This window comes from Microcystis wesenbergii FACHB-1317, assembly GCF_014696875.1.
In the GTDB taxonomy this organism is placed as follows: domain Bacteria; phylum Cyanobacteriota; class Cyanobacteriia; order Cyanobacteriales; family Microcystaceae; genus Microcystis; species Microcystis wesenbergii_A.
Genome location: NZ_JACJQV010000205.1, coordinates 23,434 through 45,120, shown reverse-complemented (window position 1 = coordinate 45,120; position 21,687 = coordinate 23,434). Strand labels below are relative to the sequence as shown.

Genomic DNA, 21,687 nt, shown 5'->3' with positions numbered 1-21,687 from the left:
AAATCTAAGTAATCTATCCTTATGAGTTAAGACCAATCTCTCTACTTTACTATCAACAATCAACCGAATTAATCGCTTTAATCCTTTTTTGTTGTAGTTAAGTCCTGAACCTAAGTCGTCTATAATTTCAACTTGCCAACCGTTTTGAGCGCAAAACAATTCGACAACTTCTTTTTGACGTTCTAAATCTTTCTTTTGATCATGACTAGAAACGCGACAATAGCCAACAGTATAGGAAAGATTCTCTTTTACTCCAAGCAACTGAGAGACGGTATAACGTCGATGCCCGTTAGCAGTTCTTTCTGGTATTAGTTTACCTTCAGACTCCCAACGTCTTAATGTCGATACGCTTACACCTTTTAATTTAGCCGCTTCTGATCTGGTCAACTTACTCATAGGACTATTATAGCATAAGTCATGAGTAATTTTGGATAGTATTAGTTAGGTTTTTGGTTTCTGTGATTAACCCTCGATCGGTGCAGTTTGTGGCTTGTTAGTTGTTGGGTTTTGGGGGCATCCCATATCACAGAAAACGGGTTTCTCCGAGAAACCCGTTTTCTCTCGGAGAAACCCGTTTTCTCTCGGAGAAACCCGTTTTCTACTCATGCACTCATGCAAAAAGGAGAATAAATAATCAGTCTTTGATAACCGGATTTAGTATGAATTGGCGAAGTTTCGGTAAAATAAAGGTAATTAGTCAACAGAGGAGGTCAAAATTATGACTTTAGCCAAGGTGAAAAATCTTTATGATCGAGATTTTGCTTTGTGGATAGAAGCAACCGTCAAGCAATTAAAATCTGGGGATTTATCTCAGGTTGATTTAGAGAATTTGATCGAGGAGGTGGAATCTTTGGGAAGACGAGACAAAAGAGAACTAAAAAACCGTTTAATTACATTATTTGAACACGCTTTAAAACGGCGTTATCTTCCTTTGTCCGAATGTTATCGAGGTTGGGAAGTAACAATTAAACGCTGTCAATTTAAGTTAAAAGATATTCTTAAAGATTCTCCTAGCTTATGCAGTTTTTTAACCGATATTTGCAATGATTGTTATCAGGAAGCACTGGAGAATATGCGAATTGAATATGATGCTAGTTTTCCCGATGTTTGTCCCTTTGCTAAGGATATTGATGGCTTATTAAATCATAAGTTTTGGCAGGAGGAAAAATAGGCCAGTTCCTAATCCTTGGGGGGAATTGCCATTACTTGATTATCATTAACCACAACCAATTTACCGCCCAATTTTTCGATATTTTCCTTAGCTAACCTGCGGGTTTCTTCTTCTTTGCTATTCAGCCAGACTAACATCCAGGCACCGACTCTGGGGGCGCGACTATCGGGATTAGTTTCTAAAAATTTTACCGTTCCCCTAGCGGATTTTTCGATAAATTCATTACCAGCAATTTTTGCCCAATCAGCGGCCCTTTGATTAGATTTTTTCGCCGCAGGAATATCACCTAAAAATAATAGTTCATCCACTCCTTTATATAACCAAAGAAAATAGGCATCGGTGACATCAGGAGTGAGTTTTGATAAACCTTTATTCATCACTTCAATGGTTCTTTCGGGTTTGCCAGCATTCACGGAAGAAGCCACGGACATCATCAAATAAGCGCGGATAAATTTCGGGTCATTTTTGGTGACAATCTCCATAAAATCGGGACTTAAACCGTAACCAGTTTCCCGGCGAGCATCCACATCGCCATAATACTGAATAAACTGCAACATTGCCCAATTAGCTAACATATTATCAAAGCCAAAGGAAGGTATATTTTTTAATAACTCAACCTGAGCATTTTCTAGGCGAGATTCTTGAGCATAATTCCTCTCTAATAACTTTTCTTTAGTCAAGGTTTTCACCTTTTCCTGTTGCATTTCCACAATAGCCATGATTAGTCCACCGATAATGGCGACTAAACCAAGAGTTTTAAGTAAGGATAGATTGAGAGATTTTTTTGCGCCTAACATATCTTTGAATAAAAGTCAATAATCAGTAACGTAAGTAGCTGGTTTTAATTAAATTAAAACATGGATTTTAGGTTCGATCCCCCCTGCCCCCCTTGATAAGGGGGGTGCCGATAGGCGGGGGGATCTTCCCTTTATCCCCCCTTAATAAGTAGGGTTAATTCATGAATTAACCCTACCATCGCGGTTAATTCATGAATTAACCCTACGATGAATTAACCCTACGATGAATTAACCCTACGATGAATTAACCCTACGATGAATCAACCTACGATGAATCAAGCTACAAAACACGACCTTCATAATTGAAACCATTTACTTATCAACAAAAAAAAGATTTTTGGGGTTATTTTAATTAATTCTAATGCCATCAACACAGCTAAGAATGCCGGCGGAATTACTGGTAGAAACATTATCTTCTAAAGGAGTTTCATCCTCACAAATAATACCGGTATAGGCCCCCGCTGCCGTTTGTCCGGCTGCCCCTGCATAATTTTTAATCTCGTCAGCAAATTGAGTCACAGCATTCCCTTGATAGGCGGCTCCAAAAGCATCGGGACTTCCTACGTCGCTGATATTATAGAATTTTAGGGAACTACTGCCAACTTCCAGAGATAGGTCAGACAAACGACCAAAAGTCCCTTTTTCATAACGATAACCCTGTTGGGCGCGATTGATCAAACCGAGAGCGACTCTAGCTTCTGCTTGCCTACCTTTGGCGACTTGTCCTAACAGAGTGGGTAAACTGATGGCAGCGAGAACTCCCAATAAAATCACCACTACTAACAATTCTATTAAAGTAAAACCCCTCGCTTTTTTTTCCTGTGATTTGATTGCTGAAAAAAGAAGGTATTTCATGGTTAGTACCTGGCAATATTGACTATATTTTGGGTGTTGGGGTTATCAGTTATCAGTTATCAGTTATCGGGAGACAGGAGACAGGAGACAGGAGACAGGAGACAGGAGATTGGTTTTATTTATTCTCCCCACTTCCCACTTCCCCCATTCCCCACTCCCACACTTCCCCACTTCCCAAAAAAACCAAAAGCGCAAGGTTTGCAAGAGAATATTCTCCTGCCACCTTCCGCTAAAGTATGATTAAAGTTGAGTTGTGAAATTGCCATTGTCAGAGAAGTATGCAAGCGCACCCCGCACACTCTTCTAGACTGGGATTACTTGATCTCACGAGCGTTGTTACAAGCTGCGCGTGCAGTAGCAGTACCCGGGGTAGTTAAATCACCTGGGTCTACGGTAGCACTGGGGTTAGTGGTTTGTTCACAGATAACAGCACTGTAAGTACCGTCCTGTTGTTGACCAACAGCAGAACCGTAATCGAGAATATCGTTTGTATAAGTATCGTTAGCTGTGGCAGAGTGCTCTGCACCAACAGCACTGGTAGCACCACCAGCAACGTTGCTATAGTAGGTAGAGGTGGTGACGACAGGTAAGTTACCAATAAGACCAAAGGTGGCGTTTTCCAAGCGGTAAGCTTGTTGAGCGCGGTTAACGGTACCTAAGTTGTTGCGAGCTTCCGCTTGTCTGCCTTTGGCTACCTGACCGAGGAGGTTGGGGAGAGCGATGGCGGCGAGTACACCGATGATGATAACGACAACTAGGAGTTCGATGAGGGTGAAACCTTTGTTACCGTTCTTTTTGTTGAGAGCTTGGATGAGTTTGAATTTGAAAGTAGAGTTCATGGGCGTATCGTTGTGTTAGGTAGGTGTGGTTTTTCTTTCCTACAAACAACTTACCCACCTGTTTCAGGAAACCTATCACCCCTGGCAAAAATTTTTTTTGAGGATTTGGGGGGGCTGTTTCCACAGGACACTTCTAGGGATTGGGGAAAAAACCAAAAAGTTTAGCAGCACCTCCTAAAACAGCAACCACTAAAGCGATGAGAATCCCCCGGTTGGTGAACTCCTGATAACCAACCCGTGCCGTTAATCCCTCGATTTTCTCGTCTAATACTTTAATATCGCCTTTTAACTCGGCCTTGAGTTCGGCCTGTCCGATTTCTACTTTGGTTAGCCGGTCCTCTACCTTGTCAAATCTCTCATCTACCTTGTCAAATCTCTCATTCATCCGCTTTTCAAGGGAGTCGATTTTCTCATCCATCCGTTTTTCCAGAGAGTCGATTTTACTCTCAATTCTGGTTAGGACAGCTTCTAGGGAATAGGTGACGGTTTCGTTAGACATTTGCTATACTCCTATGGGGTTTTCGGGTTTTTGAGCGGCCATTTATTATGATCATAAGGCCTCTAGCCTTGCCTAGGAGCCAGTTCTAGGGATTGGGGAAAAAACCAAAAAGTTTAGCAGCGCCTCCCAAGACAGCGACCACCAAAGCTATCAGAATCCCCCGGTTGGTGAACTCCTGATAACCAACCCGTGCCGTTAATCCCTCGATTTTCTCGTCTAATACTTTAATATTGCCTTTTAACTCGGCCTTGAGTTCGGCCTGTCCGATTTCTACTTTGGTTAGCCGGTCCTCTACCTTGTCAAATCTCTCATTCATGCGTTTTTCAAGGGAGTCGATTTTCTCATCCATCCGTTTTTCCAGAGAGTCGATTTTACTCTCAATTCTGGTTAGGACAGCTTCTAGGGAATAGGTGACGGTTTCGTTAGACATTTTGCTATAGTCCTATGGGGTTTTCGGGTTTTTGAGCGGCCATTTATTATGATCATAAGGCCTCTAGCCTTGCCTAGGAGCCAGTTCTAGGGATTGGGGAAAAAACCAAAAAGTTTAGCAGCGCCTCCCAAGACAGCGACCACCAAAGCTATCAGAATCCCCCGGTTGGTGAACTCCTGATAACCAACCCGTGCCGTTAATCCCTCGATTTTCTCGTCTAATACTTTAATATTGCCTTTTAACTCGGCCTTGAGTTCGGCCTGTCCGATTTCTACTTTGGTTAGCCGGTCCTCTACCTTGTCAAATCTCTCATTCATGCGTTTTTCAAGGGAGTCGATTTTACTCTCAATCCTGGTTAGGACAGCTTCTAGGGAATAGGTGACGGTTTCGTTAGACATTTGCTAAACTCCTAAAGTTATCAATAGTTTTCTTTTCGGGGTGTGAGACTGGAGAATTTTAGGGATTGTTACCGAGGAAAAGAATTCGGATAGCAACAGTGATAATTGCACCGATAGCGGCACTCATGGCACCGATAAGGATAGGGACAATCAGACCTCGAAAACCCTGTAGGTCAGAAATAGCCTTAACTAGAGTGGATTGCTCGTTTTCTACTTTTTCTAGTCTTTTATCCATCCCTTCGACTTTCTCGGTTAGTTTAGCTTGTCCTACCTTTAAATCATTTACATCTCTTTGCAAAGTATCGATTTTCTGATTGACTTCCTTGATGCTGTCTTTAATTTCCTTAAGGACGGATTCAAGGGAATAGGTGACAGTTTCGTTAGACATTTGCTAAACTCCTAGGGTTATTGGCTAAGATAAAATTGGGAATTTTAGGGATTATTGGTAAATAGCGCTCGCAAACTGACGGTGATTAAAGAACCACCCAAGAGGGTAATTAATGCCCAAATTTGATTTTTTTGAGTGCCTTTCATGTCTCTAACCTGTTCTTTTAAGTCTTTAACTTCGCTTTTGATTTCTGCTTGGGCTATTTTTATCTCGGTGACATCTTTTTGCAAGGTGTCCATTTTCTGATTGACATCCTTGATGCTGTCTTTAATTTCCTTAAGAACCGATTCAAGGGAATAGGTGACAGTTTCGTTAGACATTTGCTAAACTCCTAGGGTTATTGGCTAAGATAAAATTGGGAATTTTAGGGATTATTGGTAAATAGCGCTCGCAAACTGACGGTGATTAAAGAACCACCCAAGAGGGTAATTAATGCCCAAATTTGATTTTTTTGAGTGCCTTTCATGTCTCTAACCTGTTCTTTTAAGTCTTTAACTTCGCTTTTGATTTCTACTTGGGCTATTTTTATCTCGGTGACATCTTTTTGCAAGGTGTCGATTTTCTGATTGACATCTTTTTGCAGGGTATCGATTTTCTGATTGACATCTTTTTGCAGGGTATCGATTTTCTGGTTGACATCCTGTTGCAAGGTGTCCATTTTCTGATTGACTTCCTTGATGCTGTCTTTAATTTCCTTAAGGACCGATTCAAGGGAATAGGTGACAGTTTCGTTAGACATTTGCTAAACTCCTAGGGTTATTGGCTAAGATAAAATTGGGAATTTTAGGGATTATTGCTAAATAGCGCTCGCAAACTGACGGTGATTAAAGAACCCCCCAAGAGGGTAATTAATGCCCAAATCTGATTTTTTTGAGTGCCTTTCATGTCTCTAACCTGTTCTTTTAAGTCTTTAACTTCGCTTTTGATTTCTACTTGGGCTATTTTTATCTCGGTGACATCTCCTTGCAAGGTGTCGATTTTCTGATCGACATCTTTTTGCAGGGTATCGATTTTCTGGTTGACATCCTTGATGCTGTCTTTGATTTCCTTGAGGACGGATTCAAGGGAATAGGTGACATTTTACTAAACTCCTAGACTTATCAATAGTTTTCAGGGTGTGACTTTCTAGAACGTAGGTTGGGCTTCGGCCGTGAGATCAGCGTTCGACCGAGCGTTCGACTGATCTCACGCCGAAGTCTCACGCCGAGGTCCGAACGGTTGAAGCATGAAACCCAACGCCCGATTATGTTACGCTACCGCTAAGCCATCCTACAAATAATTGTGCTGGGGAATTTTAGGGATTGTTACCGAGGAAAAGAATTCTAATCGCAACAGTGATAATTGCACCGATAGCGGCACTCATGGCACCGATAAGGATAGGGACAATCAGACCTCGAAAACCCTGTAGGTCAGAAATAGCCTTAACTAGAGTGGATTGCTCGTTTTCTACTTTTTCTAGTCTTTTATCCATCCCTTCGACTTTCTCGGTTAGTTTAGCTTGTCCTACCTTTAAATCACTTACATCTCCTTGCAAGGTGTCGATTTTCTGGTTGACATCTCCTTGCAAGGTGTCGATTTTCTGGTTGACATCTCTTTGCAAGGTATCGATTTTCTGATGGACATCCTGTTGCAAGGTATCGATTTTCTGGTTGACATCTCTTTGCAAGGTGTCCATTTTCTGGTTGACTTCCTTGATGCTATCTTTGATTTCCTTGAGGACGGATTCAAGGGAATAGGTGACAGTTTCGTTAGACATTTGCTAGAGTCCTAGTGGGTTTTCGGGTTTTTGAGCGGCCATTTATTATAATCATAGCGATCTGTTTCTTTCTCCACCGGGTTTCCACTGCCCAAGGCATTGAGGTACACTTCCCTGTCCGAGTCAGTTTCAGCAAATCCCGCCGGCCGCTCAAAAATTCTTCGAGAAAAACTTTCCATGATTAACTCTTTTTGCGCTCGTCTTCAAACCTCAAACTCAGTCAACTGAAAACTCAAGTCTGATAACCGATCACTGATCACTGATTAAAGTACCATTTCTCTGGTGGCTTCTGCATCTATGGGTTTAATCAGATACAATCGCCATAGATCCCCGACGATACCTAACTGTAAGGGTAACTTACGCAATGTTTTTAGCCATTGGGGAACGCTACTTTCATCGATCGCTTTTAATTGTAAATTACGTTCGGCACAACGGTTTAAACGGGGGAAAAATTGGGGATGGTCCACATTTAAAATGGTGGGAAAAGCGCGAGCGGAGGTATTATTAGTCTGACGAATTACCTCTTGATCAAAAGCGATCGCATCCATTCCTAAAGCATCATAAAAGTCTGAGCGTTCCCGTACAGTTAAACTATGGGTAGCAAAGACGGAAAGCAGGAAAAAACGACTCCATAATCTCGATCGCCAATTATTCCACAATTGCGGTTGAGCGCGCAGTAAGGTTTTAAAGATATCTCCGTGGCGATTTTCGTCCTGACACCAACTCTCGAAGTAATTAAAAAGAGGATTAAATTTATACTCTGGATGTTCTTCTAAATGACGATAAATGAGGATATACCGCCAATAACCGATTTTTTCGGAGAGATAGACTGTATATAATACCCATTCAAGGGGGAAAAAGGTGTAGGTACGGGTTTTGGTAATTTTGGCTAGATCGAGGGAAATATTAAAGTCAGCCATGGCTTTATTGAGAAATCCTGCATGGCGCGCCTCATCTCTAGCCATAAGATGAAATATCTCCCCTAACAAGGGATTACGGCTTTTTAGTTGTCGTGACAGTTCCTTAAATAACAAAAAGCCAGAAAATTCGGAGATACAGGAGCGTTCTAGGTAATCTATAAAGGCGTTTCTGGTTTTTTCATCGAGATTGTCTTGATAGTTCTCAAATTCTTGCTGACGTTCAAAGTGATGCCGGTTATAATCGGTCCGCATCTCCTCTAACATCGCTTTGATTTCGGTTTCTTGCAAAGAAAGGTCAAAATTAGCGGCAGCCTCAAAATCGGTGGTGTAAAAACGAGGGGTGAGGATAGTTTCGCGCAGAACAGCTTTTTTCTGGGAGAGGGGTTCGACGGTAGTTACCATGATGGAAATTACTTGACTACATAGCTATATAGGATTTTAAACATAAATAGGTAAGCCAATGATAATTATTAACTTTTATCAATATTTTGGGCAGTAGTGAGCGAGGGAATCGGACAAGGGAGCGAGCCGATTAGGGAAATAGGGAGTAGAATAGAAAGGTTGTGAGTCTATAACTATCGTTAAAATACTATGGCTTGTCCCAAGAAGAAAACCTCAAATGCCAAGCGCGACCAACGGAGAGCGCACTGGAGAAAGCAAGCGGAGCGGGAAGCGCAAAAAGCCTTATCTTTGGGTAAATCTGTTCTTTCTGGTCGTTCTAACAGCTTTGTCTATCCCACTAAAGAGGAAGAAGAAGGGGAAGACGAGGAATAACTTGATAGTGGGGAGTGAGGTAGAGAAAACCTTTTCGCTCCCTAATATTTTAAGATTTGTTGAAAATTTTCGTTGCGAGTCTCAAATAATGTTAGGCAAATTCTTTAAAAAACCAGCATCTCCCGATCAAGACCGAGTTCCTCCGGGCCAATATCTCGCTAGTGGTTTTCCTGTGCTTACCTACGGGGATACTCCCCAAATCAAGACCGAGGAATGGTTATTCAAGGTTTGGGGAAAAGTGGCCACGACTAAAACTTTTAACTGGTCGGATTTTATGGCCCTACCGCAGTCGGAATTTACCAAGGATTTTCACTGTGTCACCCGCTGGTCAAAATTAGATGTGACTTGGACGGGAGTTAAGGTATTGGATTTTATCACCTTAATTGACCTGCTGCCGGAAGCTACCCACGTCATGCAACACTGTTACGGGGGTTATACCACTAACCTGACTCTAGAGGAGTTCCTGCACGAGGATAATTTTTTCGCTTTTCAATTGTTTGGTCAACCTTTACCCCCCGACCACGGTGGCCCGCTGCGCTTAGTTGTCCCCCATCTCTACGCTTGGAAAAGTTCTAAATGGATTAATGGCTTAGAATTTCTCGATCGAGAGCAATCGGGTTTCTGGGAACGTAATGGCTACCATCGACGAGGCGATCCCTGGTTAGAGGAACGTTATGGCGGTTTTTAACCAGTTTTGGCTTAAAATCGGGTGAGATAAGCAATCAAGTCCGCTAATTCATATCATTAAAACAAGCAAAAGTCAAGGGGTAAGCAACAAATTTTTACTCGATCGCAACTGGTTAATTATAATTGCCGAATTGCCTGATCACAATATTGAACATATCCTGCTAATCGGTCTCGCGTAGCGAGCGCGTTGCGACCGCCAGCAGAACTGTATCTTAGAATACATTTTACCCACCAAACCTAAGAGAGCCAAAAAATCAACTGATAACTGATAACTGATAACTGTTATTTTTCTGCTGCCCAACTGTCGGGAGTGTAGGTTTTTAATGCCAAAGCATGGATGGCTTCGGTAGCCAGTGCCGATTGTAAAGCGCCGTAAACCATTTGATGCTGTTTAACGCGGGTTTTGCCGGCAAATTCGCCAGAAATAACCACCGCTTCCAAATGATCGCCACCTCCCGTTAAATCCCGAATCATCACCTGTGCATCGGGGATTTGTTCTTGAATCATCGCTTCTACTTGGCGAAAGTCAACCATCGTAACTCCTCAAAACAATTAAAGATACTCTGATCCCATTTTTACCGAAAGCTCGTCAATGGGGATAAAATTCACTGCCGTGGGGGGGGATTGCTAGGAGTTGCGGAGGTGGGAGTCGGTGCGGAGATGGGTGTGCTGACAAATCCCATCTCGTAGAGTTGTTGATAGCTTTTTTGTCCTAATTCACTGGTGGGGTTTTGGGATTGAATCACCTGAATTAACAAAGGAACCGCCAATTCTGGCTGATTTTGCGCCCTATGGACCAAAGCAAGCTGATAGGTGGCTTCATCCCGCATTTGTCCCGTGTTTAAAGCACTTTGACGCTGAGAATCGAATACTTTCGGGTCAATTCCTGAGAAACTATTAGCTAATTGCAGATGATAGTTAGATAGTTGGTTAAAAATCCGACGCGCTTGATTGAGTTTGTCCACCGCGACATCGTATTTAGCGGCATTAATAGCGGCGTTCGCTTCTTCCACTAAACGTTGTCCCCCCTGAAGACTCAGGACACTATCGGCTTGATTTAAGGGTTTTAATTCGTTAGGATCGCTGGTGGGATTGTTAGAGTCGGGGGTTTGTGCTTGTCCGTCAGGTGCGATCGCAATCACTAAACCGATCACCAGAGTGAGCAGATAAATTAAACTATAAGGCTGTTTTCGCTTAACCATAAAATTTCTCGACTTAATGTTCCTGAGGGGAACGGCTATTTTTTTTAACATCGACAACTGACCTATAGTAGCTTTTTTGGGGCAGTTTCGATCCGACCCCAGCTTTCTAGACGTTAGATTTAGCGGTTTTGTCGCCATGGCAAGCGATGATTTTTCCCGAAGAATCAGCATAAGTCCCAAAAAAAGTTAGTTTATTCCCCCCGATTAATGGTTTAAATACCGATAATTCCCCCCTTGCAAGGCTGTCCAGATAGAATAAAGAGAAAGTAGGAGTTTAGTTAAAATGTCTTTATCGCTGATTACCCGTAAGTTTACGGTGGAAGAATACGAAAAAATGACAACCGAGGGAATAATCAAACCCGATGAAAAAGTGGAATTAATTCGAGGAGAAATTATCAAAATGTCACCGATGGGAACCCGTCATGCTGCTGGTATAGATAGATTAATACAATTATTCTCTCAAAAGTTAGGACAGAAAATTATTCTCAGGGTGCAAAATCCGATTAGATTAAATAATAATTCTCAACCAGAACCAGATTTAAGTTTACTAATACCTCGAGCGGATTTTTATGTTGCTGCCTATCCTTGTCCTCAAGATATCTATTTAATTATTGAAGTTTCCGATTCTACCCTCGATTATGTTCGCTATACTAAAATCCCTCTTTATGCAGAAGCAAATATTCAAGAAGTTTGGATTGTCAATCTCAAGGAAGAATGTTTAGAAGTTTATCGCCATCCTCTGCATGGTAGTTATCAAGCTATTCAGAAATATTATCGAGGTGAAAGTGTTTTTATTGAATCCTTTCCCGATATAGAATTCACTATTGCAGAAATTTTAGGAGTTTAGATGAACGTAGGTTGGGTTGAAGCATGAAACCCAACGCCCCGATGGGTTACGCTACCGCTAACCCATCCTACAAATGATTGTGCCTCCCTACTTAGAATTCACTATTGCAGAAATCTTAGGAGTTTAGTTAAAATGTCTTTATCACTGATTACCCGTAAATTTACGGTGGAAGAATACGAAAAAATGGCAACCGAGGCAATAATCAAACCCGATGAAAAAGTGGAATTAATTCGAGGAGAAATTATCAAAATGTCACCGATGGGAACTCGTCATGCTGCTGGTATAGCTAGATTAACTCAGTTATTTTATCGAAAATTTGGCGATCTTATTCTCTTAGGAGTGCAAAATCCGATTAGATTAAATAATAATTCTCAACCAGAACCAGATTTAAGTTTACTAATACCTCGAGCGGATTTTTATGTTGCTGCCTATCCTTGTCCTCAAGATATCTATTTAATTATTGAAGTTTCCGATTCTACCCTCGATTATGTTCGCTATACTAAAATTCCTCTTTATGCGGAAGCAAATATTAAAGAGGTTTGGATTATCAATCTCAAGGAGGAATGTTTAGAAGTTTATCGTCATCCGCTGCAGGGTAGTTATCAAGCTATGCAGAAATATTATCGAGGTGAAAGTATTTTTATTGAATCCTTTCCAGAAATAGAGTTAACTTTAATTGAAATACTCGGTAATATTTATTAAATTAAATTCTAGAGCGTTTATGATACCATTTTCTTTATTTCTGGCAGGCATCCTACTATTATTTTTCTAAGAGATGGCGGTACTTTTCTCCGAGATTTTCCGTTGCTTTGGTTAATTTCCCCTTTTCGTCTAGGATAGGCAGTTTCATGATTTCCGATGAAGCTTTAATTAAAAGTAGTACCTCCCGAAACTTGGCCACGTCTTCCTCTAGATGAGGATTAAAATTAGCTCGTGACTCCAGTTCGGTTAAACTCTGAATAGCTCTACTATTCAGACTATTAACGAGGTATTGTAACTCCTTAATTCTGCGCTGAACTTGTCCTAAAAAACCCTTACTTTTATCTAACTGAGCTATTTTATTATTCACTTCCTTGGCGTATTCGATAGCTTTACTTAGGGCTTTTTTGCCTTCTCCTCCTAAGACAAAACCACCAATCATTAAAGCAGGTCCAACGGTAATACCTCCTAAAACCACTGTTCCCAAAGCCATGCCACCGCCACCAGCAGCTAAAGAACCACCTCCTAACCATGCTAGGGTGGCATTCCAAGCGGCTGCCCCACTAAGTCCACTAATTGCTGTTCCTGTACTAGCAGTACCGAAAAGACCAATTAATCCTAGGGTTCCCTGACTGGCTGCCGAAGCGACTCCCACTACTTTTAAACCCCCCACAGCCAAACTTTGCGCGTCTAACACTTCTGCTTTAAATTCCTTGAATTGTTGGGCAGAAAATCCCTCAAACCCTTCTAAGAAGCGTTGATGGGATGGGGAGGAATTTTGACCAATTCTTTGACTATTTCTTAGATCAATTCGTCGAACAAACTTAACAAATCTGCCGATGGTGTTGATTTTGACATTAATTTGCAGTTGACCGTATTCTTCCGCAAATTTTTGGGTAGCTTGAAACTTTTTTTCTAGGGATTTATTGGCTTTTTTATATCTTTGTTCGGCACTTTTGCCAATTTTTTCCGCCTTTTGTAGCTTAGAGACACCATTAGCACCCGCACTAACTCCCACACCAGCAGTAACTAAGGCAGCCGCACCAAGAATAATCGGGATAATAAAGATCATGACCGAAAAGCTCCTAGTCTATCCAGTTTTGTAAAATTCTACCAACATACTTAAAAAAAAATCAAGGATTATATCGGTAGAATCACTGAATAGCTGATAGCTGGTAGCTGCGGATTTATAACTTGCGTTCGTAACTTAACAAGGTATTTTTTAATAACATTGCCACTGTCATCGGACCGACACCCCCGGGGACAGGAGTAAGATAACTAGCCACTTCTAAAACCCCAGCATAGTCCACATCTCCCACCAAACGGTCAGCGACGCGATTAATCCCCACATCCACCACCACTGCACCAGGTTTTACCATATCTTTAGTGATTAAATTGGCTTTACCGACAGCAGGTACTAAAATATCGGCACTTCTGGTTATTTCTGCCAGATTTTCCGTGCGCGAGTGAGCAATAGTCACCGTAGCGTTTTCCTCCAATAACATTAAAGCTAAAGGTTTCCCCACTAGAATACTGCGACCCAGCACCACCGCGTGCTTACCGGCTATGGGAATATTATATTCTTTCAGCAGTGCCATGACCCCCGCAGGAGTACAACTGCGGATACAGTCCTCACCCCGCACTAAACCGCCTAAATTGAGAGGATGTAAGCCATCAGCATCTTTTTTCGGGTCAATTTGGTAGAGAAGGGAAACCGCATCTAAATGCTTAGGTAAGGGTAATTGAATTAAAATCCCGTCCACCCGCTCATCTTGATTGAGACGGACAATTTCCGCTAAAATTTCTAGTTCACTTGTATCGGTGGGAAAATGACGACCAAAAGAGGCCATACCGATTTTAGTACAAGCTTTCTCCTTATTGCGGACATAAACGGCACTAGCGGGATTATCCCCCACCATCAACACCGCTAACCCCGGAGGTCGTCCCATTGAAGATTTTAGCGTCTGGATGCGCTCTCTTAGACCAAGCTGGATTTTTTGAGCTAAGGCTTTCCCGTCGAGAATTTGGCAAGTAGTTACGGACATTCTATGATAATACCGAGAACAAAAATCTTTCGGATCTATTCTATGGTCAAAAAGATTGGCTAATCGCACTCGTTAAGGTTAAAGCAAGAATGTCTATTCAGACTCGTGTAGGGCGCATCGGCAGTTTATTATTATTGCTAGGGTTATTCGGTTGTAGTACCCTTGCTGACCTCGGTATTGCCGTTCCCTACATCGGTGATCCTCCCCTAACAGCGATCGAGCAATTACAGGAAAAACCAAAAGGCTCTTTAGTTTATCTTAGGGGAACTGTGAGCAATTATGCCCCTTTTTTAGCGGGAGGGGCCTATCTTTTGCAGGATGGGTCCGGGAAGATTTGGATTCGCACCAATAGCAATAAATTACCCCGTCAAGGCGAGGAAATCGTTATTAAGGGCAAAATTGACTTTGAGGCTATTCCCCAGGGTTCCCAAACTGTTAACGAATTGTATGTGGTGGAATTAGAACAGATGGATGCAGTAGCGGTTAATTCTGTTCCTACTCCTTCCCCGTCCCCAGAAATTAAACCTTCCCCCACCTCAGAAGTTAAACCCCCAGAAAATAATTCTCCCCCGGTCTCCACTAAACCCCTGGAAAATCCCCGACAGGTGACAATTCCCAGCGCAGCTGAAACGAAACCCCCAGAAACTCCCGTCCTTACCCCCATTAAACCCAATCCCCCCGCACAACCCGTCGCGGAAGCGATTCCCCCCAAACCCACGGCAGTGATTAAACCCATCCCAGATCCCCTTGATGCTTTCTTTTTACCCCATAAACAAAACGAGAAATAGCAATCAGTAATCAGTAATCAGTAATTAGTAATTACTAATTACTAATTACTAATCAGTAGCGGGGTAAACAGATGGAGAGTAAAGTTTATGACAAAGCTTATAAATTTGCCCTTAGGATTGTTAAAGGCTATAAATATTTGTGTGAAACTAAACAAGAATATATTTTGTCAAAACAGCTATTAAGGAGTGGCACTTCAATCGGGGCTAACATTGCCGAGGCTAATGGAGCTATTTCTCAAGCTGATTTTCGAGCTAAAATGTCAATAGCCTATAAAGAATGTCTAGAAACAAAGTATTGGCTGTCTCTATTGAAAGACACGAATTACATAGAGGAAAGAGCCTTTCAAAGTATCAATGATGACGCGGAGGAAATTGGGAAAATGCTTATTCTAAAAACCTGCCAAGAAAATACCAAAAACCGATAACTGATAACTGATAACTGATAACTGATAACTGATAACTGATAACTGACAACTGATAACTGATAACTGATAACTGATGATATTTGTTGCTTTGGCGATTTTGGAACAGGACGGTCGATTTTTAATGCAGTTGCGCGACGACATCCCGACGATTCTCTATCCGGGGGTGTGGGGTTTATTTGGTGGTCACTTAGAAGCGGGTGAAAGTCCAGAAATAGGGTTAAAACGAGAGTTAAAAGAAGAAATTAACTACGAAGCCCCTAGTTTACGCTATTTTCGCTCTTATAACGATGATAATCTCTCCCGTTATCTTTATCATGTACCCCTGACCGTGGAATTAGAAAAATTAGTGCAAACGGAAGGGCAAGATTTAGCCTTATTACCCCCAGCTGCCATCCGTCAAGGGGAATACTATTCCCAGAAGATTAATCAGACTCGTCCTTTAGGAAAAATTCATCGCCAGATATTGCTCGATTTTATAGAACTAGAATTATAGTGGATATTAGAGCCAGACAAGGAACTCCCTTATCTATACAGAAGTCGTAGTTAACACTGCTCCTCACCTCCCTCGAAGGCAAAATGCTCCCGCTTTTTGAATGGCTTTATTGAAACGTCAATCTTATTTTGGCTTTGTCTTTATGAACCAGTCGCGTCCCTCGTTCGTTTCCGTGCAGAAACTCCTATCTGGAGGTGCGATCGCTACCCTAGCAGTTAGTTCCCTGATGGTTCTCACCCCCGCAGCCAAAGGGGAAAAACCCTTAGAAGATAACCCGAAAGCAGTCATCGACCAGGTTTGGCAAATTGTTAATAATGAATTTGTAGACCGTAGTTTTCATCAAATTGATTGGCAAAAAAAACGTCAAGAATTGTTAAGCAGAAATTATACTAATCCCCAACAAGCTTACACGGCAATCCGGGAAGCTTTAAAGGAATTGGGTGATACTTATACCCGTTTTTTAACCCCTAGTGAATTTTCTGTCCTCACCAGTCAAACTTCTGGAGAATTATCGGGAATTGGCATACGTTTAGCCCTCGATAAACGCACTAGCGATCTGATCGTTGTCGATACGGTGAAAAAATCCCCCGCCAAGGAAGCAGGAGTAAAAAGCGGCGATCGCCTGATCAGAATTAATGGCAAACCCACCGCTTTAATGACCTTAGAACAGGCAATGGAGGCACTACAGGGAGAAGTGGGTACTAGCGTTAGTTTACAGCTTGCCCGTCCCGATCAAGGGGTATTTGAAGTGACTTTAACCCGGGTAGATATCGAAATCCCCTCGGTTAGCTATACCCTGAAACAGGAAGGTGGGGTGAAAGTTGGTTATATTAAATTGGATGAATTTAGTTCCCACGCAGCCGAACAAATGAAAGAGGCGATCGAGGAATTAAGTCAACAACAGGTATCCGGCTATGTTCTCGATCTGCGGGGCAACCCCGGCGGGTTACTATTTGCTAGTGTCGATATCGCTCGTATGTGGATGAAACAGGGCAAAATCGTTAGCACTATCGATCGACGGGGCGGAGATCGTCAATTTATCGCCAATAACACCGCTATTACCGATTTACCCCTAGTAGTCTTGGTTAATAAAGGTTCAGCGAGTGCCAGCGAAATCCTCGCTGGAGCGCTAAAAGAAAATGGCCGGGCGACTTTAGTAGGTACATCGACTTATGGCAAGAGTACCGTCCAATCGGTACACACCCTCTCCGATGGTTCCGGTTTAGCGGTGACAATTGCTCGTTATTATCCCCCCAACGGCGAAAATATCTACAAAAAAGGCATTAAACCCGATGTGCAGATCGAGTTAACCCAAGAACAACAGCTGCGCTTCCGCGATGATCCTTCTTTGCTGGGAACTAAGGATGATCCCCAGTATCAACAGGCGATCTCGCTGTTACAATCCCATAGTGTTAAACGTCCAGGCACTGGCAATCTCAATAACCCTTTGAGTAGTCGGGCCGAATAATTGTCCTCAATAATGTCTAAGTAGGTAGGTGGAATTAAATATAAGATGAACGTAGGTTGGGTTGAAGCATGAAACCCAACGCCCGCTCATGTTACGCTACCGCTAACCCATCCTACAAATAATTGTGCCTCCCTACTTAGGGTTGGCGGCAAAAAGTACGGGCGAAGCATTCGGATAGAAAATCTACGTTTCACCGATAGGTTATTGCCCGAATGCTTCGCCCCTACAGGACACGGGCCGATGAAGACGCAAGGTGTTGAAGCACGATTCTTTCAAAATCTTGCACCTGTTTCACGAGAAAAGCCACAAAACCCTTACCTTGCCTACATTTCACATTTATTCAGCAAACCCTACTTAATGGGACTTAGGCATTTTCGGGCAGCAAAAAAGGCTCAAACCATTACGGGACAAAGGGTTAACCTCGATTTATGATTTTCCTTGATCTATCTGGGTTTCAGCGATTTTGGGCTTCTCGAAGTAAATCCCAAGCAGGGATTGGGGTTGAGGCTTTTCTCGATTTGTTTTTTGTCTAAGTCCCATTAATCCCAACCTTGGCGAGATTTTACAATTCCCGACGACCTTCTAAAGCTCTCGCTAGGGTTACTTCATCAGCGTATTCTAGATCACCACCCATGGGCAACCCAAAAGCGATACGGGTAACTTTAGTGAAGGGTTTCAGTAAACCCCCGACATACAAAGTCGTGGTTTCCCCTTCGACACTGGGACTGATAGCTAAGATAACTTCCTGAATTTTTTTCTGGCTGACTCTGGTGACTAAAGACTGTATATTTAATTGATCCGGTCCAATCCCATCCATAGGCGAGATAACACCGCCCAAAACGTGATATTTGCCCGAATATTCCCTTGTTTTCTCCAAAGCAATCACATCTCTGGAGTCAGCTACCACACAGATAGTCCCCGTTTCTCGGTTAGGATTGCGGCAAATTTCACAAATCGGTTCGGCCGAAAGATGAAAACAAACCTGACATAATCCTACTTGTTTTTTCGCTGCCACGATCGCCTGGGCCAATTCGATCGCATCTTGTTCCGGTCGTTTGAGAATATAGAGGGCCAGACGTTGAGCGCTTTTGGGTCCCACCCCGGGTAATTTTTGTAACTGCTCGATCAAACGAGCTAAAGGCGGTGTATAAATAGCAGTTAATCCTCTTATCAGTTATCAGTTATCAGTTATCAGTTATCAGTGGGTAAGTTATCAGTTATCAGATTTGAGTTTTCAAGTGAGCAGTGTTACATGGAAGTTTCCTGCTGTCTTTTCACTGATTACTGCTCACTGTTTACTAACTAAGACCTTTTTGGTAAACGGACATCGATAACACTGGTGTTGAAATTATAATTATCTCCTTCTAACTCGATTAAAGTGCCAATTTTCACCTTTTGACCGCCAACAACCGCACCAGTATCAGTAACTTCCGCTTGACCACTGAGAGTCATAATCATATCTTGAGAATAGTTTTCCGTGCGGGGATCGGGTAGGACTTTCACACTACCATCCGGCTGCGGAACTAAGACATTTCTCGATAAAGGTTTAACATTTTTTATATCCACTTGACCAGCCGGTTGATTACGAATAACAATATTAGTTTTCTTCTCGGTATTGAATTGATTAATCAAAGCATTGGGATTGAGAACACTTAAACCCCGGACAATAACATCCACTTCTATGGGTTCTTTGGTAACTTGAGCGATCGTACTTTTACCACTCGTCCCCGGGACAACAAAAATCCCGATAATTGTCAATAAAATTACTAAGGCCGCTCCAATATCAAGCAAGCTAAATTTACCGAATAAACGTCCTTTTGAGTCTAATAATTTCATAAGCGGTTCACTATAAAATTTTGGGGAGAAGGGAACAGGGGAACGGGGTGATGGGTAGGGTTGATTCATGAATCAACCCTACTATGAATCAACCCTAGGGTGATGGGGGATGGGGAGAAAATACAAATAATCTCCTATCTCCTGTCTCCTGTCTCCTGACTCCTGAATCCTGCCTCCTAACGGCTAGTAAATTCTATCACGATCGGAATCTTGGTCGCGGACAGGAAGTCTGACTTAAGATAGAAGATCGGAGTCTCACACGGAGCGATCGATAGACAATGGCGGGTAAAACTCAACTTAAGAAACTAGAAAAGCAATTATCTCAACTTGATCTGGCCCCTTCTGACGGTAACAACCTCGAAAAAGTTGCCCCCGTTAAACATTGGTCGATCGAAGATAGCGAAAATCTCTATCGCATCCAAGGCTGGGGAGAACCCTATTTCTCAATCAATGCCGCAGGAAATATCACCGTCTCGCCTCAGGGAGAAAGGGGCGGTTCTTTGGACTTATACGAGTTAGTTTCGGCGATTAAGCGGCGGAATATCGGTTTACCCCTGTTAATTCGGTTTAGTGACATCCTTGAGGATCGGATCGAGCGCCTGAATGCCTGTTTTAACCGAGCGATCGCACGTTATAATTATCCCAATGTCTATCGCGGTGTCTATCCGATCAAGTGCAATCAACACCGTCACATCGTCGAGTCTTTAGTGCGTTTTGGCAAACCCTATCAATTTGGGTTGGAGGCTGGTTCAAAACCAGAGCTAATGATTGCTTTAGCGACCCTAGAACCTTCCTTAAACGGCAAAAATGACAAAACACAACCACTGCTAATTTGTAACGGCTATAAGGACAAAGAATACATCGAAACCGCTCTTTTGACCACCCGTCTCGGTCATCGGCCTTTGATTGTCATCGAACAATTGGAAGAATTATATTTAACCCTGCGCGTCAGTCGTCAGTTAGGAATTGCCCCACATTTGGGAGTGCGTGCGAAACTGGGGACAAAAGGGGTGGGCCGTTGGGGATGTTCCACGGGAGACCGGGCAAAATTCGGTTTAACCGTCCCGGAAATCTTAACGGTGGTGACGGAATTAGAACAAGCGGGGATGTTAGATTGTCTGCAACTGCTGCACTATCATATTGGGTCGCAAATCTCCGCTATTAGCGTCATTAAGGATGCCATTCGCGAAGCTAGTCAGATTTATGTGGAATTAGCGAAATTAGGGGCAAATATGACCTATCTCGATGTGGGGGGTGGTTTAGGGGTCGATTACGATGGCTCAAAAACTAACTTCTACGCCTCAAAAAACTACAATATGCAGAATTATGCCAATGATATCGTGGCTGAGGTCAAGGAAGCTTGTGAAGATGCCCAGATTTCACCCCCAATTCTCATCAGTGAAAGTGGCCGGGCGATCGCTTCTCATCAATCGGTGTTAGTCTTTGATATCTTGGGAAGTAGTGAGGTTCCCCAAAATCCCCCCGATCCCTGCAATGGGAAAGAACATCTTATCCTCCGTAATCTCTGGGAAACCTACACGGGTATCGATGAGCGCAATTATCAGGAAGCTTATCACGATGCGGGACAGTTCAAAGAGGAGGCGATTAGTCTGTTTAATTTCGGTTATCTCAGTCTCAAAGAACGAGCTAGAGCCGAACAATTGTACTGGGCTTGTTGTCACAAAATTCTGCAAGTGGCCCGACAAGAGGATTATGTTCCCGATGACTTGGAAGACTTAGAGCAAATTATGGCCTCAATTTATTATGCCAATCTCTCGGTTTTTCAGTCAGTTCCCGATAGTTGGGCGATCGATCAACTATTTCCAATTATGCCGATCCATCGTCTCGATCGAGAACCTACTCAAAGAGGAATTCTCGCCGATTTAACCTGTGATAGTGACGGTAAAATTGCCCAGTTTATCGATTTGCGCGGGGACGTAAAATCAGTTTTAGAATTGCATCCTTTGGAGTACAAAAACGGTAAACATTCTCCGGAACCCTATTATCTAGGAATGTTTCTGGTGGGTGCTTATCAAGAGATTATGGGCAATTTACATAATCTTTTTGGCGATACTAACGTGGTACATATTCAGATGAGTCCCAAGGGGTACGATATCGAGTATCTAGTCAAAGGAGATACGATCACGGAAGTATTAAGTTATGTGCAGTATTCTGCGGAAGACCTGTTAGAAAGAATTCGTCTTCGTTGTGAACAAGCTTTGCAGGAAAATCGCATGACTGTGGAAGAATCCCAATTACTCCTACAGGATTATGAACGCAGTTTGCGACGTTATACCTATCTAGTGGGTGGGGATTGATGATTGCTCTTGCCGATCGAGTAATCGATCGAGGATGATAGAAAATAGACAA

The 21,687-nt window shown here is 42.6% G+C and carries 31 protein-coding genes; 11 read left to right on the top strand and 20 right to left on the bottom strand.

Annotation, left to right across the window (positions count from 1 at the left end):
* Window positions 1–396: IS607 family transposase (locus tag H6F92_RS21575; RefSeq protein WP_190359426.1), on the bottom strand; the 396-nt coding region annotated here is incomplete at its 3' end.
* Between the two features lie 322 nt (window positions 397–718).
* Between H6F92_RS21575 and H6F92_RS21570 the strand changes: the two genes are divergently transcribed.
* Window positions 719–1,171, top strand: coding sequence for a DUF29 domain-containing protein (locus H6F92_RS21570; RefSeq protein WP_190359425.1), 453 nt, complete (start codon window positions 719–721; stop codon window positions 1,169–1,171).
* 8 nt (window positions 1,172–1,179) lie between these two features.
* On the opposite strand, the gene H6F92_RS21565 is transcribed toward H6F92_RS21570, so the two are convergent.
* The 13 genes from H6F92_RS21565 to acsF form a co-directional block, all read right to left on the bottom strand.
* The gene (locus H6F92_RS21565; RefSeq protein WP_190359424.1) at window positions 1,180–1,968 is read right to left on the bottom strand and encodes a hypothetical protein; all 789 of its coding nucleotides are present in this window, start codon (window positions 1,966–1,968) and stop codon (window positions 1,180–1,182) included.
* Between the two features lie 348 nt (window positions 1,969–2,316).
* Window positions 2,317–2,823, bottom strand: a complete 507-nt coding sequence (locus H6F92_RS21560) for a type IV pilin-like G/H family protein (protein ID WP_190359423.1) — start codon at window positions 2,821–2,823, stop codon at window positions 2,317–2,319.
* Between the two features lie 314 nt (window positions 2,824–3,137).
* The gene (locus H6F92_RS21555; RefSeq protein ID WP_190359422.1) at window positions 3,138–3,662 is read right to left on the bottom strand and encodes a type IV pilin protein; all 525 of its coding nucleotides are present in this window, start codon (window positions 3,660–3,662) and stop codon (window positions 3,138–3,140) included.
* 133 nt (window positions 3,663–3,795) lie between these two features.
* Window positions 3,796–4,161 carry a DUF4164 family protein gene (locus H6F92_RS21550; protein WP_052278089.1) on the bottom strand — a complete coding sequence of 122 codons (366 nt, stop codon included), beginning with the start codon at window positions 4,159–4,161 and terminating at the stop codon, window positions 3,796–3,798.
* An 85-nt stretch (window positions 4,162–4,246) separates the two neighbouring features.
* Complete coding sequence (locus H6F92_RS21545; protein ID WP_190359421.1) at window positions 4,247–4,591, bottom strand: DUF4164 family protein; 345 nt, start codon at window positions 4,589–4,591, stop codon at window positions 4,247–4,249.
* Between the two features lie 86 nt (window positions 4,592–4,677).
* Window positions 4,678–4,989, bottom strand: a complete 312-nt coding sequence (locus H6F92_RS21540; RefSeq protein ID WP_190359420.1) for a DUF4164 family protein — start codon at window positions 4,987–4,989, stop codon at window positions 4,678–4,680.
* 58 nt (window positions 4,990–5,047) lie between these two features.
* Window positions 5,048–5,377, bottom strand: coding sequence for a coiled-coil domain-containing protein (locus tag H6F92_RS21535; RefSeq protein WP_190359419.1), 330 nt, complete (start codon window positions 5,375–5,377; stop codon window positions 5,048–5,050).
* 44 nt (window positions 5,378–5,421) lie between these two features.
* Complete coding sequence (locus tag H6F92_RS21530) at window positions 5,422–5,697, bottom strand: hemolysin XhlA family protein (protein WP_190359418.1); 276 nt, start codon at window positions 5,695–5,697, stop codon at window positions 5,422–5,424.
* A 44-nt stretch (window positions 5,698–5,741) separates the two neighbouring features.
* A complete protein-coding gene (locus H6F92_RS21525) occupies window positions 5,742–6,116 on the bottom strand; it encodes a coiled-coil domain-containing protein (protein WP_190359417.1) in 375 nt (124 codons plus the stop codon).
* 44 nt (window positions 6,117–6,160) lie between these two features.
* On the bottom strand, window positions 6,161–6,421 hold the full coding sequence (locus H6F92_RS21520; protein WP_190359427.1) for a DUF4164 domain-containing protein: 261 nt from the start codon (window positions 6,419–6,421) through the stop codon (window positions 6,161–6,163).
* A gap of 250 nt (window positions 6,422–6,671) precedes the next feature.
* Window positions 6,672–7,133 (bottom strand): shikimate dehydrogenase, encoded by a 462-nt coding sequence (locus H6F92_RS21515; RefSeq protein ID WP_190359416.1) that lies wholly within the window; start codon window positions 7,131–7,133, stop codon window positions 6,672–6,674.
* Window positions 7,134–7,144: 11 nt separating this feature from the next.
* The gene (locus H6F92_RS21510) at window positions 7,145–7,312 is read right to left on the bottom strand and encodes a hypothetical protein (RefSeq protein ID WP_190359429.1); all 168 of its coding nucleotides are present in this window, start codon (window positions 7,310–7,312) and stop codon (window positions 7,145–7,147) included.
* 84 nt (window positions 7,313–7,396) lie between these two features.
* The gene (gene acsF / locus H6F92_RS21505) at window positions 7,397–8,455 is read right to left on the bottom strand and encodes a magnesium-protoporphyrin IX monomethyl ester (oxidative) cyclase (protein WP_190359415.1); all 1,059 of its coding nucleotides are present in this window, start codon (window positions 8,453–8,455) and stop codon (window positions 7,397–7,399) included.
* 189 nt (window positions 8,456–8,644) lie between these two features.
* Here acsF and rpmF point away from each other — a divergent pair, with 189 nt between their 5' ends.
* Window positions 8,645–8,827, top strand: coding sequence for a 50S ribosomal protein L32 (rpmF, locus tag H6F92_RS21500; protein WP_004161392.1), 183 nt, complete (start codon window positions 8,645–8,647; stop codon window positions 8,825–8,827).
* Window positions 8,828–8,915: 88 nt separating this feature from the next.
* Window positions 8,916–9,515: a sulfite oxidase-like oxidoreductase gene (locus H6F92_RS21495; RefSeq protein ID WP_190359414.1), complete on the top strand. Its 600-nt coding sequence runs from the start codon at window positions 8,916–8,918 to the stop codon at window positions 9,513–9,515.
* Between the two features lie 281 nt (window positions 9,516–9,796).
* On the opposite strand, the gene H6F92_RS21490 is transcribed toward H6F92_RS21495, so the two are convergent.
* Together H6F92_RS21490 and H6F92_RS21485 are read right to left on the bottom strand one after the other, a co-directional pair.
* Complete coding sequence (locus H6F92_RS21490) at window positions 9,797–10,048, bottom strand: BolA family protein (protein ID WP_002737239.1); 252 nt, start codon at window positions 10,046–10,048, stop codon at window positions 9,797–9,799.
* 71 nt (window positions 10,049–10,119) lie between these two features.
* Window positions 10,120–10,767, bottom strand: a complete 648-nt coding sequence (locus tag H6F92_RS21485) for a hypothetical protein (RefSeq protein ID WP_190359413.1) — start codon at window positions 10,765–10,767, stop codon at window positions 10,120–10,122.
* A 232-nt stretch (window positions 10,768–10,999) separates the two neighbouring features.
* Between H6F92_RS21485 and H6F92_RS21480 the strand changes: the two genes are divergently transcribed.
* Together H6F92_RS21480 and H6F92_RS21475 are read left to right on the top strand one after the other, a co-directional pair.
* Window positions 11,000–11,563, top strand: a complete 564-nt coding sequence (locus H6F92_RS21480) for a Uma2 family endonuclease (protein WP_190359412.1) — start codon at window positions 11,000–11,002, stop codon at window positions 11,561–11,563.
* A 132-nt stretch (window positions 11,564–11,695) separates the two neighbouring features.
* Window positions 11,696–12,265 (top strand): Uma2 family endonuclease, encoded by a 570-nt coding sequence (locus H6F92_RS21475; RefSeq protein ID WP_190359411.1) that lies wholly within the window; start codon window positions 11,696–11,698, stop codon window positions 12,263–12,265.
* A 58-nt stretch (window positions 12,266–12,323) separates the two neighbouring features.
* On the opposite strand, the gene H6F92_RS21470 is transcribed toward H6F92_RS21475, so the two are convergent.
* Both H6F92_RS21470 and folD read right to left on the bottom strand, forming a co-directional pair.
* Entirely contained in the window at window positions 12,324–13,334 is a 1,011-nt protein-coding gene (locus H6F92_RS21470; protein WP_190359410.1) for a hypothetical protein, read from the bottom strand.
* A 115-nt stretch (window positions 13,335–13,449) separates the two neighbouring features.
* A complete protein-coding gene (folD, locus tag H6F92_RS21465) occupies window positions 13,450–14,307 on the bottom strand; it encodes a bifunctional methylenetetrahydrofolate dehydrogenase/methenyltetrahydrofolate cyclohydrolase FolD (RefSeq protein WP_190359409.1) in 858 nt (285 codons plus the stop codon).
* Between the two features lie 89 nt (window positions 14,308–14,396).
* Between folD and H6F92_RS21460 the strand changes: the two genes are divergently transcribed.
* The 5 genes from H6F92_RS21460 (at window position 14,397) to H6F92_RS21440 (ending at window position 17,913) form a co-directional block, all read left to right on the top strand.
* Window positions 14,397–15,095 (top strand): single stranded DNA-binding domain-containing protein, encoded by a 699-nt coding sequence (locus H6F92_RS21460; RefSeq protein ID WP_190359408.1) that lies wholly within the window; start codon window positions 14,397–14,399, stop codon window positions 15,093–15,095.
* A 71-nt stretch (window positions 15,096–15,166) separates the two neighbouring features.
* Window positions 15,167–15,520, top strand: a complete 354-nt coding sequence (locus H6F92_RS21455; protein ID WP_190359407.1) for a four helix bundle protein — start codon at window positions 15,167–15,169, stop codon at window positions 15,518–15,520.
* Between the two features lie 73 nt (window positions 15,521–15,593).
* The gene (locus H6F92_RS21450) at window positions 15,594–16,013 is read left to right on the top strand and encodes an NUDIX hydrolase (RefSeq protein WP_190359406.1); all 420 of its coding nucleotides are present in this window, start codon (window positions 15,594–15,596) and stop codon (window positions 16,011–16,013) included.
* A 142-nt stretch (window positions 16,014–16,155) separates the two neighbouring features.
* Window positions 16,156–17,481: a carboxyl-terminal processing protease CtpB gene (gene ctpB, locus H6F92_RS21445; protein WP_045359621.1), complete on the top strand. Its 1,326-nt coding sequence runs from the start codon at window positions 16,156–16,158 to the stop codon at window positions 17,479–17,481.
* 240 nt (window positions 17,482–17,721) lie between these two features.
* A complete protein-coding gene (locus H6F92_RS21440; RefSeq protein WP_190359428.1) occupies window positions 17,722–17,913 on the top strand; it encodes a hypothetical protein in 192 nt (63 codons plus the stop codon).
* Window positions 17,914–18,043: 130 nt separating this feature from the next.
* On the opposite strand, the gene recR is transcribed toward H6F92_RS21440, so the two are convergent.
* Together recR and H6F92_RS21430 are read right to left on the bottom strand one after the other, a co-directional pair.
* On the bottom strand, window positions 18,044–18,634 hold the full coding sequence (gene recR / locus H6F92_RS21435; protein ID WP_071823408.1) for a recombination mediator RecR: 591 nt from the start codon (window positions 18,632–18,634) through the stop codon (window positions 18,044–18,046).
* 149 nt (window positions 18,635–18,783) lie between these two features.
* Window positions 18,784–19,317 (bottom strand): DUF4330 domain-containing protein, encoded by a 534-nt coding sequence (locus H6F92_RS21430; RefSeq protein WP_004162552.1) that lies wholly within the window; start codon window positions 19,315–19,317, stop codon window positions 18,784–18,786.
* Between the two features lie 278 nt (window positions 19,318–19,595).
* On the opposite strand from H6F92_RS21430, the gene speA reads away from it, so the two are divergent.
* Window positions 19,596–21,635, top strand: a complete 2,040-nt coding sequence (speA, locus tag H6F92_RS21425; RefSeq protein WP_190359404.1) for a biosynthetic arginine decarboxylase — start codon at window positions 19,596–19,598, stop codon at window positions 21,633–21,635.
* Window positions 21,636–21,687 lie beyond the last annotated feature (52 nt).